Here is a 16,274-nt window from a genome sequence, read left to right on the forward strand (position 1 = left end):
GCCCAGGGGTGGGTGGGGGTCCAGAAGGCTTCGAGCCAGGTGGTGGCCAGCAGTCTGGCGTAGTAGTCGAGGACGGCCGGGTCGGCGTTCTTCCAGGTGTCCAGGTCGGCGACGATGGCTTCGGCTTCGGTGGGGGCGTGGCCGCAGGCGATGAGGTTGACCACCAGGTCGGCGGGGTTGACCAGGGAGGCGCCGCGGGAGGCCATGCCCCAGTCGACCAGCCGGGCGCCAGTGCCGGTGATCATGACGTTTCCGGGGTTGAGGTCGGTGTGCAGGAGGGCGGTTCCGGCGATTTGGGTGAGGTGCTGGGGGACGGTGGCGTAGTCGGACCAGCGGCCTTCGAACCACATCACGTCCACGTTGGCGGGTAGCTGACGGTTCTCCAGCGTCGCGAGGACTTCGAGGACGGCGTTCACGTCACGGGAGCCGGGCGTGTAGTCGGCACGTCGTCCCTGCACATATTCGAAGCCCAGGAGCCGCCACCCGCTGGCCGTGAGATTGCACAGCAGTTTCGGGGTGGCGGGGAGGACGTGGGGGTTGACGGCGGCTTCGCGGTCGAGTTGGGCGGCCGCGCGTTCGTTGGCGAGGGGTGCGCCTTTGAGGAACACCGGCCCGCCCTTCAGATGGGCGACGGTGGCGAGTGCGGAGCGTCTGCCTTCGCTGATCGGCTCGACCTTGATGATCGGCCCGAGTTCGTCCTGAACGGCGTTGCACAGGTCGGATGGCAGGCTCTGCCACTCGATGCGATCCATGAGGGCAGAGCCTGCCACGCGATCAGGCACTTTGCGGCCCGGACGCCTCTTCCGCGGGCGGTGGTGCACCGGTGCCGTTACACCGCGCTTGGCGGGCCTGATCGGTGACCTTGGCGACGCACGGGTTGGGCGGGCAACACGGGTACGCGGCGCCGGTCCAGTGTTCGAGTTCGACCCGGTAGCCGGTGGCGTGCAACGCGGGCAGGGTCCGGGCGATCTCCTCCTCGCCCATGCTCACCCCAGGGGCGGGCGGTCGGACTTGATCAGGCGTACGTCCCACGTCGCCGACTGTCAGTCAGTACTGTCGAGGCACGTGAGCCCTATCCGGCGAGTCGCGATTATCGGCTGTGGAGGCAGCGGCAAGACGACCATCGGTCGCCGCCTCGCTGCATCGCTCGGCACCACGATTACGCATCTGGACGCGGTGTACTACGACGACGAGTGGAACAAACTGCCGCAAGACAGGTTCGCCGCGATCCAGGAAGACCTGGTCGCCGCCGAGAGCTGGGTGATCGACGGCAACTACGCCGGCACCCTCCCGATCCGGCTACGCCGCGCAACTCATGTCGTCTTCCTCGATCTGCCCGCCATCACCTGTCTGTGGGGCATCGCCCAGCGGCGCTGGCGCTATCGCGGTGGCCAGCACAGCGACGGCGTCTACGACACCATCAACTGGGGTTTCATCAAGTACGTCTGGGACTACCGCAAGGAAATGGCGCCGCGCGTGCGTGCACTGCTCGACGAGCACGCCGGCGACGCGGAGGTGTTCATCGTGCGGTCGCGCCGTGAGGCCACGCGCCTCACCGCAGAGCTGGAGCGCACGACCCGCTGACCGATCGAGGGGGCGGTGACGCAGCCGGGCTCACCGGTCGGCTGCGTCGTGCCCGGATGTGTGCGCTGACCAGCGCGCCCCGGCGCCGTCCAGGTCGGCGACAGCCCTTGATGCGACGAACTGCGCGCCGTCCTGCGACACCGGGCATGCCCACGCGCGGCCTCGACACTGCTCCCGCTTCCCCAAGGCTCGTTCTGCGCGCTAGGGGATTGTTGCCGCCGAGCGGGTGATCCGAAGCTTCGTCCTTGCGGGCACAGGCCGATCGAGGTTGTTCAGGTTGCCGCCGGAGGGCCGGCTTCTGGCGAGCTGGGCAGCGCGGGCAACCGCGGCAGTCTCGAGACGGTCGTGTTTTGGAGCGCGATGCCCGCGCTCCGGAGCACCGTGGTGGCGTAGTCGAGCAACTGGTCGGCGCAGGTCTGGTAGAGGGTGTCGCTGAAGTTTCCGAGTTCGGCGCTGATGCGTTTCCACTCGATGTCGGTCAGGTCGCGCTGCGCGAACCGCGTGAACCAGGCCCGATCGAGGAACGTGACGGCGAGACCGTAGCGGTCTGCCAGGTCGATCAAAGCGCGAGCGGGGTCACCACCATAGTGGTCGTCGACCAGCGTCTCTAGCGCGAATTGCAGGGTGGGCAGGTGCTCGCTGTTCAGTAGCTCGTAGACCTCGGCCGCGCGGTAGCGGCGGTGGCCGCCCATCGTCCGGATCGAGGATAGCTTTTGCAGTTTTGCCCAGCGCGTGACGGTCTTGGGGTCCACCCGGAACAAGGCGGCGACCTCGGCGGGTGTGAGCAGCTCAGGGGGAGTCATGGGATCCGTTTCTTGAGGGATGAGGGGGAGGACGCGCGGTCCCAGCGACCAGCGGAATCTGGCGATGGTTCGAGGGGCGCGCGCCCTTGCAGGAGGTGGATGCGGGCGCTGCTGCGCGGTGTTAGGGGGCACAGATCATGCAGCGTCCTCCTGTGTGGTCGTGGACGGCTTGGAAGGAGGGTGCAGGGCCGTCGAGTGGGCGAATCGACGTGACCACTGGCCCTTGCTGGTGTCGAGCGCGGATTCGGCCAGGCGGTGCAGCTGGATGTCGCCGGTCCCGGCGGGCGCGTCGATGTGGAAGGCGTCTCGCACAAGGCGTTCGATGGGGCGGTCGCGCCGGAGCGCGGCGGCTGCGTGAATCTTCATCGCGGCCAGGGCCGATTCCCACAACGACTCGACGCCGTACTGCTTGGCGACCACGAGTTCGTCGTCGCAGGGCAGGCCGTGGTCGAGCATGTGGACGGCCTGGTAGGCGAGGGTTCGAGACGTCATCACCCGCTGCTGGGTTTGCCCTATCCGCTGCTCGATCGTGGACAGTTTGGTCAGCGGTGCGCCGCGGCGGTGGCGTTGCTTGGCGAAGGCGACGGTCTCGTCCAGCAGTGCCTGATGGATGCCGAGCGCGACTGCGGTGAGGTTCGGGCGGCCGTACAGGACGCTGGAGCTGTAGGCGACGTCGAGTCCGTCGCCTTCACCGCCGATCATGTTGGCGGCCGGGACCCGGACGTCCTCCAGGATCAGGTCGCCGAAGCTGAACCCGTGCAGGCCGAGGCACGGCTGGTACGGGACGAGCCGCAGGCCGGGCCGGTCGTGCTCGACGAGGAACGCCGTCAGGCTCCGGGAACGCTTCGCCTTCGGGCTGGTGCGGACGACGATGCCGTGGACATGTCCGATGTGGGAGTTGCCGACGTAGACCTTGCGGCCGTTGAGCACCCACTCGTCGCCTTCTCGGTGGGCGGTGGCCTCCATGTCCAGGACGTTTCCGCCCGATCCCGGTTCCGTCACCGCGATCGTCGGCAGGCATTCACCGGTGGCGATCGGGGGCAGCCATCGCCGTTTCTGCTCGTCGGTGCCGAAGTGGAGGATTTTGGCCGTTCCGAGTTGGGACGCCTGGACCATGGCGCCCATCGCGCCCGAGACCCGGGCAAGCTCCTCGATCACGATGGTCTTGGCGAGGTGGCCGGCGCCCATGCCGCCGTACTCGCGGGGGATGGTCACCCCGATCCATCCCTGCCGGGCGATCGAGGTTGAGGCCTCGATGTCGACGGCTTGAGAGGACTCCATACGGGCCACGCGCGGCGCGACTTCGCTCGCTGCGTAGGCCCGGACCGTTTCGCGCAGATGCTGGTGATCTTCGGTCTCGAACACGGACACATCCCCTTCCACTTCGTGGGACCCCTGCCGGCGGGTCAATCCGGCGTCGTCATCGGCTGCGGTCGGGCCAGCCGCCCGTTCAGCCGCCCTGGAACCCGGTGCTGTGGCGGCCGCCGCTCGCGCTGGCGCGCTGGCCGAGCAGCTCAACGAGTGCGTTCCGATGCCGTTTGATGAGCGCGAGGCACGTCTGGCGGGTTTCCTTGGGAAGGGGACTGGTGCCCACCACGCACACACTGCCCAGCACCGTCCCGGCCTGTTCATGAACGAGTGGCGCCCCGGCGTAGGTGCGCACTCCGAGCTTGTCGACCACCGGGTTCGAGGCGAACTGGGGCTTCGCGCACACGTCAGCCAAGACCAGTGCCTTGGTGCGGCCGAGCATTTCGGGGCAGAACCCGTGATCGGGCGCCATGGTCCGGGCGACCGGCTTGGCGCCTGGTGGGTTGTGCAGGCCGACGAAGGTCTGCGCCTCGGGCAGGAACAGGTTCACCATTGCATACAGGCCCTGGCCGACGCTGCCCAGCTCGGCGGCGAACGTGCCGGACACGTGAGCGGCGAACCGGTCGAACTCGGCGTCCGGGGTGCCGTCCAAGCCGACTTCGGCCAGCAGCCTCAGGCGCTCCTGGGCTGTGTCATGCCAGGTTGGGATTTCCAGACCGGAGTCGGTGTCATACCGCATGTGGTTGCTCCATTGGGGCGGACGGGCGGGGCTGCTCGTACTCGTAGGTGAGCGCGTGGTCGACCAGGGTGAGCAGCACGGTGATGACCGAACTGGGGACGCGGGCGTCGCAGCGCACGACCGGTACGCGGTCGGGCACTTCGAGAGCGGCGCGAACTTCGGCGGGGGAGTAGCGATAAGGGGCGTCGTTGAACTCGTTGATCGCCACGACGAACGGAATCCCGGTCTGCTCGAAGTAGCTGACCGCGGCGAAGCCGTCGGCCAGGCGGCGGGTGTCGATCAGCACCATGGCGCCGACCGCGCCGACGACCAGGTCGTCCCAGGTGAACCAGAAGCGGTCCTGGCCTGGCGTGCCGAACAGGTACAGCACCATCTGCTGCTCGCGGAAGGTGAGACGGCCGAAGTCCAGGGCGACGGTGGTGGTGGCCTTACGCTCCACTCCAGCGAGGAAGTCGATCCCGTCGCTGACCTCCGTCAGATACTCCTCGGTGGTCAGTGGCTCGATCTCGCTGGCTGCACTGATCAGCGTAGTCTTGCCAGCACCGAATCCGCCGCTAACGATGATCTTCACGGTGGTGGGCCTGTGCCCTTCGGTGCGCATGTCAGGCGACATCGGACAGCCTCGTCTCCAGGCCCGACCGCAGCGCCTCCAGCAGCTGCAGATGGTCGGACGCCTCAGGGCCAGGCAGCGCCATGACCAATGCACCGGAGTCGATCAGGTCCGACAGGACGATCTTGGTGGCCTGGATGGGGAGACCGATCCGGGCGGCGATCTCGGCGACCGAGCATGGTCCGGCACGGCACAACTCGACGGCCTTGACGGCCTCGGGGGCCATTCCTTTGGCGCTGGCGGGGTCTGCGACCTCCAACAGGGTGACGAGCCGCATTGAATGCTGCGGGCGGGTCCGGCCGCCCGTAATCGCGTAGAGACTCAGCTCTTCGGCCTCGTAGGTGACCCATGCCTGATCCCCGCCGGACGACCGTGCCGGGTCCCCTGCCGAGCGGGCCGGTGGTTGCCGCGGGCTCCAGCCCGCCGAGGCGGCCATGTCATCGGCCGCCATCAGGGCGCTCGCCGTTGCGGGTTGCCGTGACCAGGTGGTCGGCCACGCTCTTGACCAGCAGGCTCATCTCGAAGCCGACCGTGTTGGGGTCGGCGCCTGGGGAGGCCAGGACTCCAAGGACGCTGCCGACCAGGCCGGTTCGGTCTCCGGTCTGTTCCGCCATCGCGTGGTCGGCGCTCATCACGAACACCAGAACGCTGTCGTCTTCCACGATGGCCTGCCGGAACCCGCCATACTCCGACCCGCTGATGGAGCCGGCAGACCGGGCCAATGAGTGCAGGCTTGCCATCCACGCTGCCGCCCTGTCCGCCTGATCGATCTGCAGACCAGAGACCGCCATCTTCAGGCCGTCCCGCGACACCAGGAGAGCGCCGCTGACTCCGGTCACGCGCTCGACGAACTTGGTCAATAGCCAGCTCAACCCGTCGTCGACCCGGACCGAAGTGGCCGGAGCCGGGGGCTTGTGCATGGTCATGTATGTCTCTCCGTACGTTCGAGAAGGCCGGGATCTGAGGCTGGCGGGGGTCAGCCGCTCTCCGGCTCGTTGGTGTGCGGGACGGTCGGCTGTCGGTCGCCCTTCCCGTCCCGGACACCGGCGGTGAAGGCTCCCATCAGTCCCGGCGTCGGCGGTCGGCCTGGACCCGATACCGGACCCGCCGACTGGTACGCCGGGGGCTGCGCTGCAGGTGGGGCGTGGCTACGCCGAGGGAGAGCCGGCTTGTCGCCGATCGCTGGAGGAGATGGCCGGGCAGCCACAGGGGATGCGGGTTCAGCGGCGACGCGGTGGCGCCGCGGCAACTCGGGACGGTGCGGTTCCAACGGCGCTTCCGCCGTTTGAGCCGTCGGGGCCGAGGCCGCCAGCAGACTGCGCGGCAGGACGACGAGGGCCCGTGTTCCGGAAGCGTCCGAGTGCAACTCGATCCGGAGGCCGTGCCGAGCGGCCAGCCGGGCGGCGACCAGCAGACCGATCTGCCCTTGCCTGACCTGCTCCCGCGGGCTGACCTGGTGTGGGACGTCCAGTATCCGCCGCAGGTCCGCCAGCTTCTCCGGCGTCAGCGGCAAACCCTGGTCGCAGACCTCGATGCTCAGTCCGGCGGATGTACGTGCCGTGGCCAGTTGCACCATCGTCTTCGGATCGGAGAACTTGGTCGCGTTCTCGACCAACTCCGCAAGGACATGGATGACGTCCGGGCCCGCGTACCCCGGAATCTCCACTTCGTCGTCGGGGAGCGTCAGGCGAACCCGGGTGAAGTCCTCGACCTCGGCCATCGCCTGGCGCAGCACCGTGGAGATCGGCATCGGAGACTTGGCCCGCCGCGCGGTGTGACCACCGAGCACGGCCAGCTTCTCCGCCGCACGACGCAGCTGAGTGGCCAGATGCTCGATCCGGTACAGATCATCAAGGAGATCAGGGTCTTCCTGCTCCCGCTCAATGGCCTTGAGGCGTTCCAGCATCCGGCTCACCAATGAGTGCACACGATGCCCGACGTAGACCAGCACTTCCCGGTCGGGCTCCTCACCGTGCCCCAGCTCAACGGCTGAGGTGGCCTGAGCGTCGGCGGTCACCATGCCCGCCAGCAGTTGCTCCAACTGTCTGGTGATTGAGTTCAGTCGTGTTTCGGCCTGGTCGAGATGGTCAGCCGATTCACCGATTCTCGGCTGAGTAGCCACCGATGAACCCGCCACATGGCCGCGTAGCCACGCGATCTCGTTATCGGCGTGCTGCTGGCGGGAGGTCATCTGCTGCAGAGCCTTCGCGGAATCGACGGCCTGGCGCCGCAGCCACGCCACCTCGCTGCCCTGGCCGCGTTGGACTCGCATGGCCGACTCGTGCTGGCGTTCCAGAGCCACCATCACCAGCATTGCCGCCCCGGCCAGCCCCACGGCCACGAAGGTCAGCGCGAGGCTCTTTCCGCCCGCACTGCCGTTGAGGGCGTATACCACCACGACGTACACCACCATGCAGGCGGGCAGGACCAGCCCGAGCAGCCACAGCCACCGGCCCGGATCCGGGGGCGAGGCGTGTGCTGGCGCGGACGAACCTGGAGTCGAGTTCGACGCAGTCACCGCGTCCCCCGCCTTAGCCGCGCTCCCGGGACACTGCCGACGCCGCACCACAGATCGACCGGCCCCGACCTGGGCCAGGGCGATGCCTCCGGCCGCCAGCGCGGAACCGAAACCACACCGGGTTCGATCAGGTCCAACCCCGCGAACCAGGCCCGCACGTCGGCCGGGACGCGGGCGTGCGGTGAGCCGGATATCCGAACGCCCCGTGCCGCGCCCAGGGCGGCCAGCCCACGTGCGGTCGCCCCCGTCAGATGGCAGATCGCAATGCAACTCCCCCTCGGCAGCGCCGCGCGCAGGACATCCAGACCACGCGCTGCCGCGGCGTCGTCGAGACCATCCAGGCTGTTGACCAGCAACACCCCGACCGGCTCGGCCAGATCCAGCGTCTCCGACACGCCCTCAATCAGCGCGTCGGGATCCTCAAGCCCTGCCTCGACGTGCTTGGACCCGTCCCACCAGTCGGAGTTCAGCCGTGCACGCGCGTGCGACATGACCAAAGCGTCGGAGTCGGCGTACACCACGCGAACCGTCGGATCGACCTGTTGCGCCACGTCGTGGACCTCGTCGCGCAGCGGCAGATCGGTACCGACGACCAGGAGTTGGCCGATCCCGTGCTCGCCGACCAAGGTCCGCACCACGCGGACGCGGAAACCCAGCCGGGAGTACGCCATATCCACGATCCGCGGGTAGATGGCCTCGACGTGTTCGCCGAAGGATTGGTCGGCGAGGAAGTTGTCCTTGCCGCCAGCCCAGAAGTTCCACAGGCGCGCCATGGACGGCATCGCGGTACCGATGTTGCCGAGGTCACGTGTGGCCGCCGCCCAGTCGAACTCCGGGGCGGTCGGGAAGTACGGGTTCCAGCTGGAGTTGGCGCCGCCCTCGGTCATGCCGCACTCCTGACCTCGGTGCGGACCCCGACGATGCCGACGTTCCTGTCGAGCATCTGCCCGATGCCGTGGGTCTTGGCCGCGCAGGCGGCTGCTCGTCCGGCGAACAGGAAATTCTCTCGCGCGACGTCCCTGGCGTCGGGGGCGGACTGGAGCACACCTTCGGCGGCGGCGCGATCCACCTCGAAGCACAACTTGCCACCGAGGTAGCAGTTGTACGTCTGAGCAGTGCTCGGCTTGTCGAACGACGGGCCCGTACCGGCATTCATGAGGTCACCGTGCCGGTGAGCTCGGCGAGTTCCACGCGAAGCTGTTCCTCGGTGTCGGCCACCACCGTGTCCACCTCGTTGATGCGGTCCGGCGGTAGCGGTCCGCACAACGCCCACCAGCGCCCCCGATCCGAGAGGAGGAATCTCCACCCAGGAAAGTCGCGCTGCAACGCGGCTTTGACGTCCGCGGGGGATGACGTATCGGCAGAAGCCATGACGGAACCTCTGAACAGGAAGAAATCGGGAGAAGGAAGGGGGAAGCAGCGTGCCCTGCAGGCGTCCTTTAACGAGCACAAAGGTGAAGCGGACGCCCACGTCGCCGGCCCGGCCGATATCACCGTGGCACGGGCTGTGGCCAAGCAGCCACAAAGTGGTGCCAGGCCGGTGAGACACCCTGGCTCCCGCAGGCAGGTCCAGGTCGACGGCTTCCATGGGGCCGCACGGACCAGGAGCGACCACCCCATGGAGTGCTTCTGGTCCGTGCAGCCCGCCCCAGAGCCATCCTTCTGGGGCCGGGAAACGGCAGCTGGAGCGGGCCGGGGGACACGCGCCCCTGCTGCCGCACCGAAGCTGGTAGCCACCGCGACGCCGCACTCGTCCACGGTCCGGCTCCCCTGGTAGGGGAAGCCGTCCGGGTGGGCACGTTGCTCGGCGGACATTGATACCTCGCTCGGCGGTGGCAATTCGGCTACTTCCAGCAGATCGCTTTCGCGTCCGATGCCTCTAGCCGACAATGGTCGACAACTTCCGACATCTCTGATGTCGAGCCTTGATCCGTCGGCAGCGAGGTGCACGCTCGTGGCTTATGAGACGACCCCTGAGATTCGTGCACGCCTGCGCCGCGAGCGCCGTGCCCGGGGCTGGGACATCCCACGCATGGCTCATGAATTGCGAGAAGCCTCCGAATATCCACATAAAATGCCCACCGAACGCAGCATCACCCGATATGTCGAGCGGTGGGAAGATGGTCAGGTTCGACGGATCACCGAGCGCTACCGGATCCTCTATGCACAGGCGTTGAGCATGAGCCAGGAAGAACTGTTCGGAGACGGCCCGCAGCTCCCTCCCAGTCCAAGACCGACCGAGGGAGACGTCGAGGCGGTCCGCATGATGCTGACCGCTCTCATGGCCGCGGACCGGCGGTTTGGCGGACACCGCATCCGCCGGCAGGCCAATGACTACTTGACCGACGTGGTCGAACCGATGCTGCGTGGACAGGCTCCCGAGTCCTTGAAGCGACGCTTGTTCGGCTTGGCCACGGAGTTCACGCTGCGGGTGTCCGCGATGCACCTGGACGCCGACCAGCTGGACCGAGCCATGAGTCTGCTCGGCAGGGCATCGAGCATGGCGGCAGAGAGCGCTGATACGACGCTGACCGCCTGGGTGCTGTCTCGCCGGGGCGAGCACGAGATGCACCAGGCAGCGCTTACCTCCCGCCCCAACCGGCGCGCGACTTTCATCCAGCAGGCACTGGCTTACACCGAAGGTGCGGCAGGTGTCGCACGTTCAGCCCCGCCCCTCGGTCGCGCGTTCTTGACCACCAAGCACGCGCTGGCCTGGTCGCTGACCGGCGACCGGGCCCGAACTCAGCGCGTCCTCGGCACCATCTGGGCCGCCTACGAAAGATCCGGCACCGCCGAGGAGCCGGAATGGATGGACGCCTACGGGTACGGACACCTGCGCCACGAGGAGGCGCGCTGCTATGTCAACCTCGGTATGGGACGTCAAGCTGTCCAAGCCGCCGAAGAGTGCCTTACGGTACGCACCGCTGCCCGGCCACGCGCGTTCACACTCGGCGTCCTTGCCATCGGACACGCCCAAGCTCTGGAAATCGAGGCCGCGTGCGCTGCGGCCCACCAGCTCGTCGACCTCGCCCCCAAGGTCTCGTCGCGACGAGTGTGCATCCGGATCGGAGAGGTCCTCGATGCGCTCACCCCGTATGAGGACACCCCGGCCGTCATCGAGCTGCGGGAGGCAGCACAACCAGTCCTACAGGGGTGCGGCCTCTGACCAGGAGGGAACCGCTAGTTCATGTCCGGCATGTCGCCTGAAGTCCAAGCTGCTCTGGACGAAGTAGCCGCCCGCTGCCAGGTTCCCGTGAAGGACGCTCGACTGGTGCATCAGCACAGCAACAGCGCGATCGCACTGCCCACCGCACGGCTGCTGGTGCGCATCGCCGGCAATCCCGATGCGCTCGACGCGATCACCTCATCCGTAGCCGTCACTCGCTGGCTTGCCTCGCGCGGCTACCCCTGCGTGGAGCCCGCCGACGTAGATCCGTTCTCTGTCTTCGGACGAGTGGTCTCAATCTGGCGACTCCTGGACGTGGCCGAGGAGCCCCCCGGAAACGGCGCCGAGCTCGGCCGACTACTCCGCGAATTACACCGCCAGCCCAACCCACCGATCCCCTTGCAGCACCTCACCGACCCGTTCGAGAGCGTGGCGGCCGCCGTCAAGCAGCACCCGGACGGCATGACCGGCGAAGACCGCGCCTGGCTACGTGACCGGATCGAGCAATTGCGGCACAACTGGACAGAACTCACCCCAGCGCTCCCGACCGGGCTGATCCACGGCGACGCCCACACCAACAACATCATCCGCCTGACCACAGGCAAGACCGTCCTCGGGGACTGGGACCACGTAGCCCTCGGCCCCAGAGAATGGGATCTAATCCAGGCGCACTACATGGCCCGCCGCTTCAACCGCCACACTGAGCACGACCTGCGCCGGTTCGCCGTCACCTACGGCTGGGACGTCCGCGACTGGCCAGGCGCCGAGACCCTCATCCAGACCCGTGAGATCACCGGTCTGAGCCCCTACATCCGCAAAGCCCCCTCCGACCACCGGACCCGCCAAGAAGTCGCCCACCGCATCGCTTCACTGCGGAATGGTGACACTTCCACCCGATGGAACTCGCCAACGCAATAGTCAGATCACGCTGCAGAACTCGTATACCAACATGCTGTGACGACCAAATTTCTCCTTTTTCAAGCGCCGATGGGCGCTGGTCATGCACGCCGCCCCAGCAACGCGGAGACGCTCGCTGTCTTTCCTCCGCCCATCCGTGATATCGGAGAAGCATCATGATGCTCGACGCCGCATCCTTGCCCGCTGACCTGCGCCGATGGCTGGCCGACCACCTGCCCGGCGTCGGTTGCGCCACCGATGCGTCCTGGCCGCAGCGCACCGAGTCGAGAGTCTGGCGCTTGGAGGCCGGTACCACCGCGGTGTACGTCAAGATCAACCCATCTCCGGAAACTCATAAACGCGAGACGGACGCCTACCGCCATGCTGCTGCCGCTCTCAGCCGGGAGGAAGCCCCGCGTCTGATCGCCGCCGATCCAGCCCTGCAGGCCATCCTGATGACGGCGCTGGACGGGAAGGTCGTCCGGGAGCTGCCGCTCACCGCGACGGTGGAGGCCCAAGTGCACGAGCTCGCCGGACGGCTCCTGCGCCGCTGGCATGATCATGCCGAACCCGTACCGCCACAGGCACGAAAAGGCGTCATGGCCTCCATGGACAACCAGGCATCCGAAGCCTCCGCCTGCCTCGACAACCTCAACCGCCATCTGACCGGCGCTGAACGGGCCTTGGTGAGCGAAGTGGCCCGGGACCTCCCCAGGCTGACCGCGGATCTTCCGCTGGTCTACCTGCACGGCGACTTCTCCCCGCGAAACTGGGTGTGGAACGCCAAGACGCAGGCCCTCGGGCTGATCGACTTCGAGATGGCCGGCCACGCCCTGGCAGTCCAGGACATGATCTGGCTGTCCGGAGCGGTGTGGCCGACGCGCTCCGACTTGAGGAAATCCTTCTTCAAGGGATACGGACGCGAGCTGACCACCAAAGAGCACCAAGCCCTGCTCCTGCTGACGACCCGATTGGCCGCCTCCTACCTGGCCGCAGGACTGGCCAACAGCGATCAGGTGCTCATCGATCGTGGCCGCAACGCGCTCAGCGAACTCGCACGCACCCACACCTGACCGCGAAATGCGCAGGCCCCCGACGCTCCCGTCCTCAGGGATACCCATGCCCCAGGAGCTCTCGATGCCGGAGACCAACCGTGCCGAACCCACCTGCCTGAACGGTCAACGCCTCCATAGCGACGTGGCGACGGTCCTCATAGTGGTGGCCCACCCCGACGACGCCGAGATCGCGATGGGCATGCGCATGCATTGGTACGCGCGCAACGGGGCCCGGGTCCACGTGCACTGCCTGACCACTGGCGCACCTGACCCCTCCGGCGCACGGCCGAGGCAGGAGGAATGCCTTGATGCTGGAAGCCTGCTCGGCATCGAGACCTATACCTTCTCCTCGATTCCGGATACCCGATTCGTCGAACACCGAGGCGCCATCCACGCCGCCCTGTCGGATGTCTTCCGTGACACCCGACCCGACGTCGTCTACACCCACTACCCCGATGACCAACACCTCGACCACGTCACCACCGCAGCCGAGGTGACCGCGGTAGCACTGCGAGAAACCGCCAACCTGCGGTACTTCCGCTCGCCTTACAGTGTCGGTTTCGAGCCGACCTTCGTCTTCATGGGAACCCCCGAACTCCTCCAGGCCAAGCAAAAGGCGCTCCAGTGCTTCACCTCCCAGCACCAACTGGACATGGACGTCTTCCAGCGCCTCGCAGAGGTCACCTACCGCCAATACCTGCACCACCGAGTCGTGGAACGCTTCCCACCTCTGGCCACTTGCGCCGAGCTCTTCCACATCGCCCGCCACGTAGAGTTCGCCGACGCACGTTGACGACACTTGACCCTTGACCGGCACCGGCTGGCACCGACCACCAGCATGGCGATAACTGAAAACAATCTTATTATTCTTTGTGTCCACAATGCAACTGAATAGAAGCTAACGGAATACTGTCGTGGTATGGATGAGAAGTCTGTTGCGGCAGGTAAGCGGCGCAATCCAGTCCTGACGTGGCTGGTCTGGCCGCTCATCACTCTCGGGATTTATTACTTCGTGTGGTGGTACAAGATCAACCGAGAGGCACGCGACTCGGGTGTGGAGGTCAGGCCTGGCTTGGCCGTACTGGCTGTACTTATAGGGTGGCTTATCATTGTGCCGCCCTACATCTCCATCTTCCGGACCGGTGAGCGCATCGCGCGGATGCAGGCTTCGGTCAACCGACAGCCTTCCTGTAACGGCTGGATCGGGCTGATCTTGTCGTTCTTCTTTGGGCTCCATGCGCTCTACTACCAGATCGAACTGAATCGAATCTGGGACCAGCGAATAGAAGGGCCCATCCCTTAGCAAACGAACTGGTGTCAGCGACGGTCTCCAGCGCCGGGATCGATCAGCTCCACCCGACAACGCGTCGACAGGGGCTCCGGATGAACCGCCGCGATCGCTCCTACTCTCCAGACGTTCGAGTGTGCTCTCGCCCGGTCGGCTCTAACCAATTTCGAACAGAACGCCCGGACTGTGCATGTAGCGAGCAGATGGATCCTCCCGGCTCCGGGGCAACGACTGGGAGGGCATCCGGCCAACTGCGGCTAATGGCCATCAGCCTGGGGGTCCGGTTGTTTTTCAGACTGCGAAAACGGGTGTGGACCCACAGGCGTGATGACCTGGACTGTCTTATGTGATGGGGGTATTTCCGGCGGGTCTGGAGTTCGTGGGGGTTTGCGATGGTCGCTGGGTTATGGCGTGTGGAGATTCCAGGCAGTCTGTTATGGGGACTGGGAAGTCTGCCGCGACTAGGCGGGCTTGGGTTTTCTTGTCATGGACGGCTGTCGTTCGGCGGATGATCAGCTGCACTTCTTCGGTGTGATACGAATCCGGAACCAGGGGCTGGATCGCTTGGCCGAGTGAGGTCACGGCTTCGAGGCCCTTCGCTTCTGCGGCTTCGTAGGCCTTGGACAGTTGCCGTGCTGACGCTGGGATGCGCGGCAGGTGGGTTGGATGCTCACGCTGTTTATGGAGGATGCCCAGTACTGCTGCGTCGTTTATTGCTGCGCGGTGGTTGGCTGCGAGGGTGTTGTAGGCGTCCATGGCTTTCAGGGTGATAGTTGCGATGCGGGCTGCTTGGGTGAGGTCGGGGGCTAGTTCGTCGGGTGGCTTCATTCGGTAGGAGGCGCGGGGGCTTGGCGTCCATGCCGGGTCTGCGTGGATTAGGCGACCTAGGCGGAGGATGAGGTCGCTCGCGTCGGTTGCTGGGCCGTTGGCGGGGTGGCCATGGTGGTTTGTTTGCTCGTCCCAGCGTCGGACGATGTCTCTCCATTTAATGCCGGCTTGTTTTGTTGCTGTGGCTGCTTTCTGGAAGGCTGATCGGTGGTCGGGTTCGTCTAGTTCCTTCATGCGGTAGATGAGTTGCTGGAGGGTTTTGAGGTTGAGGTCGCAGACGATGGTTGCGGCTCTGGCGAGGTAGCGCCATGTGGTGACCGAAGTGGTGGTCTGGGGGTTGCTCAGGCGTCGAATGCTGGCGCTGATCCCGGCGAAGGTTTGCGTGAGGTCTTCACCAGCTTCTGGTGGGCGGCGCTGTGGGATGCCGTGGAAGGGGACGGCGATGATGGCGCGTCGAGGTTCAGTTTCGCTGTGTATGCGTGACAGAACCGCGGCGCGCAGGAGGAGGCCGCTGGCGTCGTTCGCGGGTGATGGTGTGCGTTGGGTGAGGTGAGCGACGGTGGCGGTGTGGATGCTGAGTTGGTGGAGGAGCGAGCGGGCTGTATCGGGAGCGGTGATGATGGCGCCGGTTGCGGTGGGCTTGTCGTTGCCGCTGTTGACTGGAAAGTGAGTGGAGAGCAGGTCCAGGCCGCAGCCCAGGGCGATGGAGATGGCGCGGAGTTTCTGGGCCAGGGCGGACCTTGGAGCTTCTGTGTCTGCGGGTGGGCCGAGGATTTGTTCGGCTTGTTTGATGAGGGCGCTGGCGCGGTCGGCGGCGTCCCGCAGGCCGGTGGTGTGTGGGTGCGGGTCACCGAAGCCGTTGGCGATCTGGTCGTGGTAGCGGGCCAGGACGTGGGTGAGGCGGGCGAGTTCGGGCTGGACCGCGCGTCGAGCGAGGTCGCGGGCGAGGCGTTTGGTGTGAAGTTGGTGTTGCAGGTCGGTGAGGTGGTCGGTGGCCAGTGCGGTCATCTCCCCGAAGGTGGCCATGGCCGCTACCGCAGGGTTTCCTGGAGTCGGCCGGCGTGCAGGGCGGCCTGGAGGCAGGCCATCTTGTCGTCGGGGTCGCTGGCCAGTTCGGCGGCCCGGACCAGGCTCTGGGAGATCTTCCTGGCGAGTTCGTAGAGGGCGTCGGCGGTGGCGTTGACGGCGGTGTAGTCGGTCGGGGTGGCGGTGTGGAGGGACGGCGCCTGGCGCAGTGCTTGGTGGGCTTGGACGGCTTCACCTTCGGCCATGCCCCAGGCGATGAATCCGTCTGGTTCTTGGGCGGCGTAGGCGGTGATGACGCGTTCGGCGTGGGCCAGGTCGTTGAGAGCGCTGCTGAGGATCTCGGTGAACCAGCCGTGCCGGACGTCTTGGTGTTCGCGTTCGTGGGTCATCGGGCTGTCCTCCGGTGGGGTGGTGGGGCGGTGTTCGGTCTGCTGGTCGGGCTGGGGCGGATA

At 66.4% G+C, this 16,274-nt stretch carries 19 protein-coding genes and 1 pseudogene; 6 read left to right on the top strand and 14 right to left on the bottom strand.

Features of this window, described 5'->3' with window-relative positions; translation table 11 throughout:
- Both E1266_RS26100 and E1266_RS26105 read right to left on the bottom strand, forming a co-directional pair.
- A partial coding sequence (locus tag E1266_RS26100) for a phosphotransferase (protein WP_132051338.1) occupies window positions 1-752 on the bottom strand: 752 nt, incomplete at its 3' end.
- A 22-nt stretch (window positions 753-774) separates the two neighbouring features.
- Window positions 775-984: a hypothetical protein gene (locus E1266_RS26105; RefSeq protein WP_132051340.1), complete on the bottom strand. Its 210-nt coding sequence runs from the start codon at window positions 982-984 to the stop codon at window positions 775-777.
- Between the two features lie 81 nt (window positions 985-1,065).
- Here E1266_RS26105 and E1266_RS26110 point away from each other — a divergent pair, with 81 nt between their 5' ends.
- Entirely contained in the window at window positions 1,066-1,584 is a 519-nt protein-coding gene (locus E1266_RS26110; RefSeq protein WP_243718887.1) for a topology modulation protein, read from the top strand.
- Window positions 1,585-2,225: 641 nt separating this feature from the next.
- Here E1266_RS26110 and E1266_RS26115 read toward each other — a convergent pair.
- From E1266_RS26115 to E1266_RS38210, 10 genes and pseudogenes are all read right to left on the bottom strand, one after another.
- A pseudogene (locus tag E1266_RS26115) lies at window positions 2,226-2,387 on the bottom strand (BldC family transcriptional regulator); the annotation flags it as partial.
- Between the two features lie 135 nt (window positions 2,388-2,522).
- Window positions 2,523-3,752 carry an acyl-CoA dehydrogenase family protein gene (locus E1266_RS26120; protein WP_243718888.1) on the bottom strand — a complete coding sequence of 410 codons (1,230 nt, stop codon included), beginning with the start codon at window positions 3,750-3,752 and terminating at the stop codon, window positions 2,523-2,525.
- Window positions 3,753-3,837: 85 nt separating this feature from the next.
- Window positions 3,838-4,434, bottom strand: a complete 597-nt coding sequence (locus E1266_RS39575) for a GAF domain-containing protein (protein WP_132051342.1) — start codon at window positions 4,432-4,434, stop codon at window positions 3,838-3,840.
- Window positions 4,424-5,047, bottom strand: coding sequence for an ATP/GTP-binding protein (locus tag E1266_RS26130; protein ID WP_132051344.1), 624 nt, complete (start codon window positions 5,045-5,047; stop codon window positions 4,424-4,426). The genes E1266_RS39575 and E1266_RS26130 overlap by 11 nt, the downstream gene beginning before the upstream one ends.
- The gene (locus E1266_RS26135) at window positions 5,037-5,495 is read right to left on the bottom strand and encodes a DUF742 domain-containing protein (protein WP_132051346.1); all 459 of its coding nucleotides are present in this window, start codon (window positions 5,493-5,495) and stop codon (window positions 5,037-5,039) included. Before E1266_RS26135 ends, E1266_RS26130 begins: the two co-directional genes overlap by 11 nt.
- A complete protein-coding gene (locus E1266_RS26140; RefSeq protein WP_207945926.1) occupies window positions 5,482-5,970 on the bottom strand; it encodes a roadblock/LC7 domain-containing protein in 489 nt (162 codons plus the stop codon). The genes E1266_RS26135 and E1266_RS26140 overlap by 14 nt, the downstream gene beginning before the upstream one ends.
- Before the next feature lie 50 nt (window positions 5,971-6,020).
- Window positions 6,021-7,457 carry an ATP-binding protein gene (locus E1266_RS26145; protein ID WP_132051348.1) on the bottom strand — a complete coding sequence of 479 codons (1,437 nt, stop codon included), beginning with the start codon at window positions 7,455-7,457 and terminating at the stop codon, window positions 6,021-6,023.
- 101 nt (window positions 7,458-7,558) lie between these two features.
- The gene (locus tag E1266_RS26150; protein WP_132051350.1) at window positions 7,559-8,449 is read right to left on the bottom strand and encodes an SAM-dependent methyltransferase; all 891 of its coding nucleotides are present in this window, start codon (window positions 8,447-8,449) and stop codon (window positions 7,559-7,561) included.
- Window positions 8,446-8,718, bottom strand: a complete 273-nt coding sequence (locus E1266_RS38205; protein ID WP_165966211.1) for an SAM-dependent methyltransferase — start codon at window positions 8,716-8,718, stop codon at window positions 8,446-8,448. The genes E1266_RS26150 and E1266_RS38205 overlap by 4 nt, the downstream gene beginning before the upstream one ends.
- Window positions 8,715-8,933, bottom strand: a complete 219-nt coding sequence (locus E1266_RS38210; RefSeq protein ID WP_165966212.1) for a hypothetical protein — start codon at window positions 8,931-8,933, stop codon at window positions 8,715-8,717. The genes E1266_RS38205 and E1266_RS38210 overlap by 4 nt, the downstream gene beginning before the upstream one ends.
- Before the next feature lie 703 nt (window positions 8,934-9,636).
- Between E1266_RS38210 and E1266_RS26160 the strand changes: the two genes are divergently transcribed.
- The 5 genes from E1266_RS26160 to E1266_RS26180 all read left to right on the top strand — a co-directional run bounded on the left by E1266_RS26160 (window position 9,637) and on the right by E1266_RS26180 (window position 13,983).
- The gene (locus tag E1266_RS26160; RefSeq protein WP_165966213.1) at window positions 9,637-10,728 is read left to right on the top strand and encodes a hypothetical protein; all 1,092 of its coding nucleotides are present in this window, start codon (window positions 9,637-9,639) and stop codon (window positions 10,726-10,728) included.
- A 21-nt stretch (window positions 10,729-10,749) separates the two neighbouring features.
- Window positions 10,750-11,646 (top strand): phosphotransferase, encoded by an 897-nt coding sequence (locus E1266_RS26165; RefSeq protein ID WP_132051356.1) that lies wholly within the window; start codon window positions 10,750-10,752, stop codon window positions 11,644-11,646.
- Between the two features lie 155 nt (window positions 11,647-11,801).
- Entirely contained in the window at window positions 11,802-12,698 is an 897-nt protein-coding gene (locus tag E1266_RS26170; RefSeq protein ID WP_207945927.1) for an aminoglycoside phosphotransferase family protein, read from the top strand.
- Between the two features lie 64 nt (window positions 12,699-12,762).
- Window positions 12,763-13,473: a PIG-L family deacetylase gene (locus tag E1266_RS26175; RefSeq protein ID WP_207945928.1), complete on the top strand. Its 711-nt coding sequence runs from the start codon at window positions 12,763-12,765 to the stop codon at window positions 13,471-13,473.
- A gap of 126 nt (window positions 13,474-13,599) precedes the next feature.
- Window positions 13,600-13,983 carry a DUF4234 domain-containing protein gene (locus E1266_RS26180; protein ID WP_132051358.1) on the top strand — a complete coding sequence of 128 codons (384 nt, stop codon included), beginning with the start codon at window positions 13,600-13,602 and terminating at the stop codon, window positions 13,981-13,983.
- Window positions 13,984-14,310: 327 nt separating this feature from the next.
- Here the strand turns inward: E1266_RS26180 and E1266_RS26185 are convergent, their stop codons facing one another.
- Both E1266_RS26185 and E1266_RS26190 read right to left on the bottom strand, forming a co-directional pair.
- The gene (locus E1266_RS26185; RefSeq protein WP_132051361.1) at window positions 14,311-15,804 is read right to left on the bottom strand and encodes a hypothetical protein; all 1,494 of its coding nucleotides are present in this window, start codon (window positions 15,802-15,804) and stop codon (window positions 14,311-14,313) included.
- A 23-nt stretch (window positions 15,805-15,827) separates the two neighbouring features.
- Window positions 15,828-16,274: hypothetical protein (locus E1266_RS26190; protein ID WP_207945929.1), on the bottom strand; the 447-nt coding region annotated here is incomplete at its 5' end.

It is taken from the genome of Actinomadura sp. 7K534, from assembly GCF_004348575.1.
Classification (GTDB): domain Bacteria; phylum Actinomycetota; class Actinomycetes; order Streptosporangiales; family Streptosporangiaceae; genus Spirillospora; species Spirillospora livida.

Bases quoted from the DNA above. Each gene is read 5' to 3' on its own strand.
- E1266_RS26160 (WP_165966213.1), top strand. From the start codon at position 9,637: ATGCCCACCGAACGCAGCATCACCCGATATGTCGAGCGGTGGGAAGAT.
- E1266_RS26135 (WP_132051346.1), bottom strand. From the start codon at position 5,495: ATGGCGGCCGATGACATGGCCGCCTCGGCGGGCTGGAGCCCGCGGCAA.
- E1266_RS26140 (WP_207945926.1), bottom strand. From the start codon at position 5,970: ATGACCATGCACAAGCCCCCGGCTCCGGCCACTTCGGTCCGGGTCGAC.
- E1266_RS26130 (WP_132051344.1), bottom strand. From the start codon at position 5,047: ATGTCGCCTGACATGCGCACCGAAGGGCACAGGCCCACCACCGTGAAG.
- E1266_RS26180 (WP_132051358.1), top strand. From the start codon at position 13,600: ATGGATGAGAAGTCTGTTGCGGCAGGTAAGCGGCGCAATCCAGTCCTG.
- E1266_RS26185 (WP_132051361.1), bottom strand. From the start codon at position 15,804: ATGACCGCACTGGCCACCGACCACCTCACCGACCTGCAACACCAACTT.
- E1266_RS26150 (WP_132051350.1), bottom strand. From the start codon at position 8,449: ATGACCGAGGGCGGCGCCAACTCCAGCTGGAACCCGTACTTCCCGACC.
- E1266_RS26170 (WP_207945927.1), top strand. From the start codon at position 11,802: ATGATGCTCGACGCCGCATCCTTGCCCGCTGACCTGCGCCGATGGCTG.
- E1266_RS26105 (WP_132051340.1), bottom strand. From the start codon at position 984: ATGGGCGAGGAGGAGATCGCCCGGACCCTGCCCGCGTTGCACGCCACC.
- E1266_RS38210 (WP_165966212.1), bottom strand. From the start codon at position 8,933: ATGGCTTCTGCCGATACGTCATCCCCCGCGGACGTCAAAGCCGCGTTG.
- E1266_RS26165 (WP_132051356.1), top strand. From the start codon at position 10,750: ATGTCCGGCATGTCGCCTGAAGTCCAAGCTGCTCTGGACGAAGTAGCC.
- E1266_RS26175 (WP_207945928.1), top strand. From the start codon at position 12,763: ATGCCGGAGACCAACCGTGCCGAACCCACCTGCCTGAACGGTCAACGC.
- E1266_RS26145 (WP_132051348.1), bottom strand. From the start codon at position 7,457: ATGGTGGTGTACGTCGTGGTGGTATACGCCCTCAACGGCAGTGCGGGC.
- E1266_RS39575 (WP_132051342.1), bottom strand. From the start codon at position 4,434: ATGCGGTATGACACCGACTCCGGTCTGGAAATCCCAACCTGGCATGAC.
- E1266_RS38205 (WP_165966211.1), bottom strand. From the start codon at position 8,718: ATGAATGCCGGTACGGGCCCGTCGTTCGACAAGCCGAGCACTGCTCAG.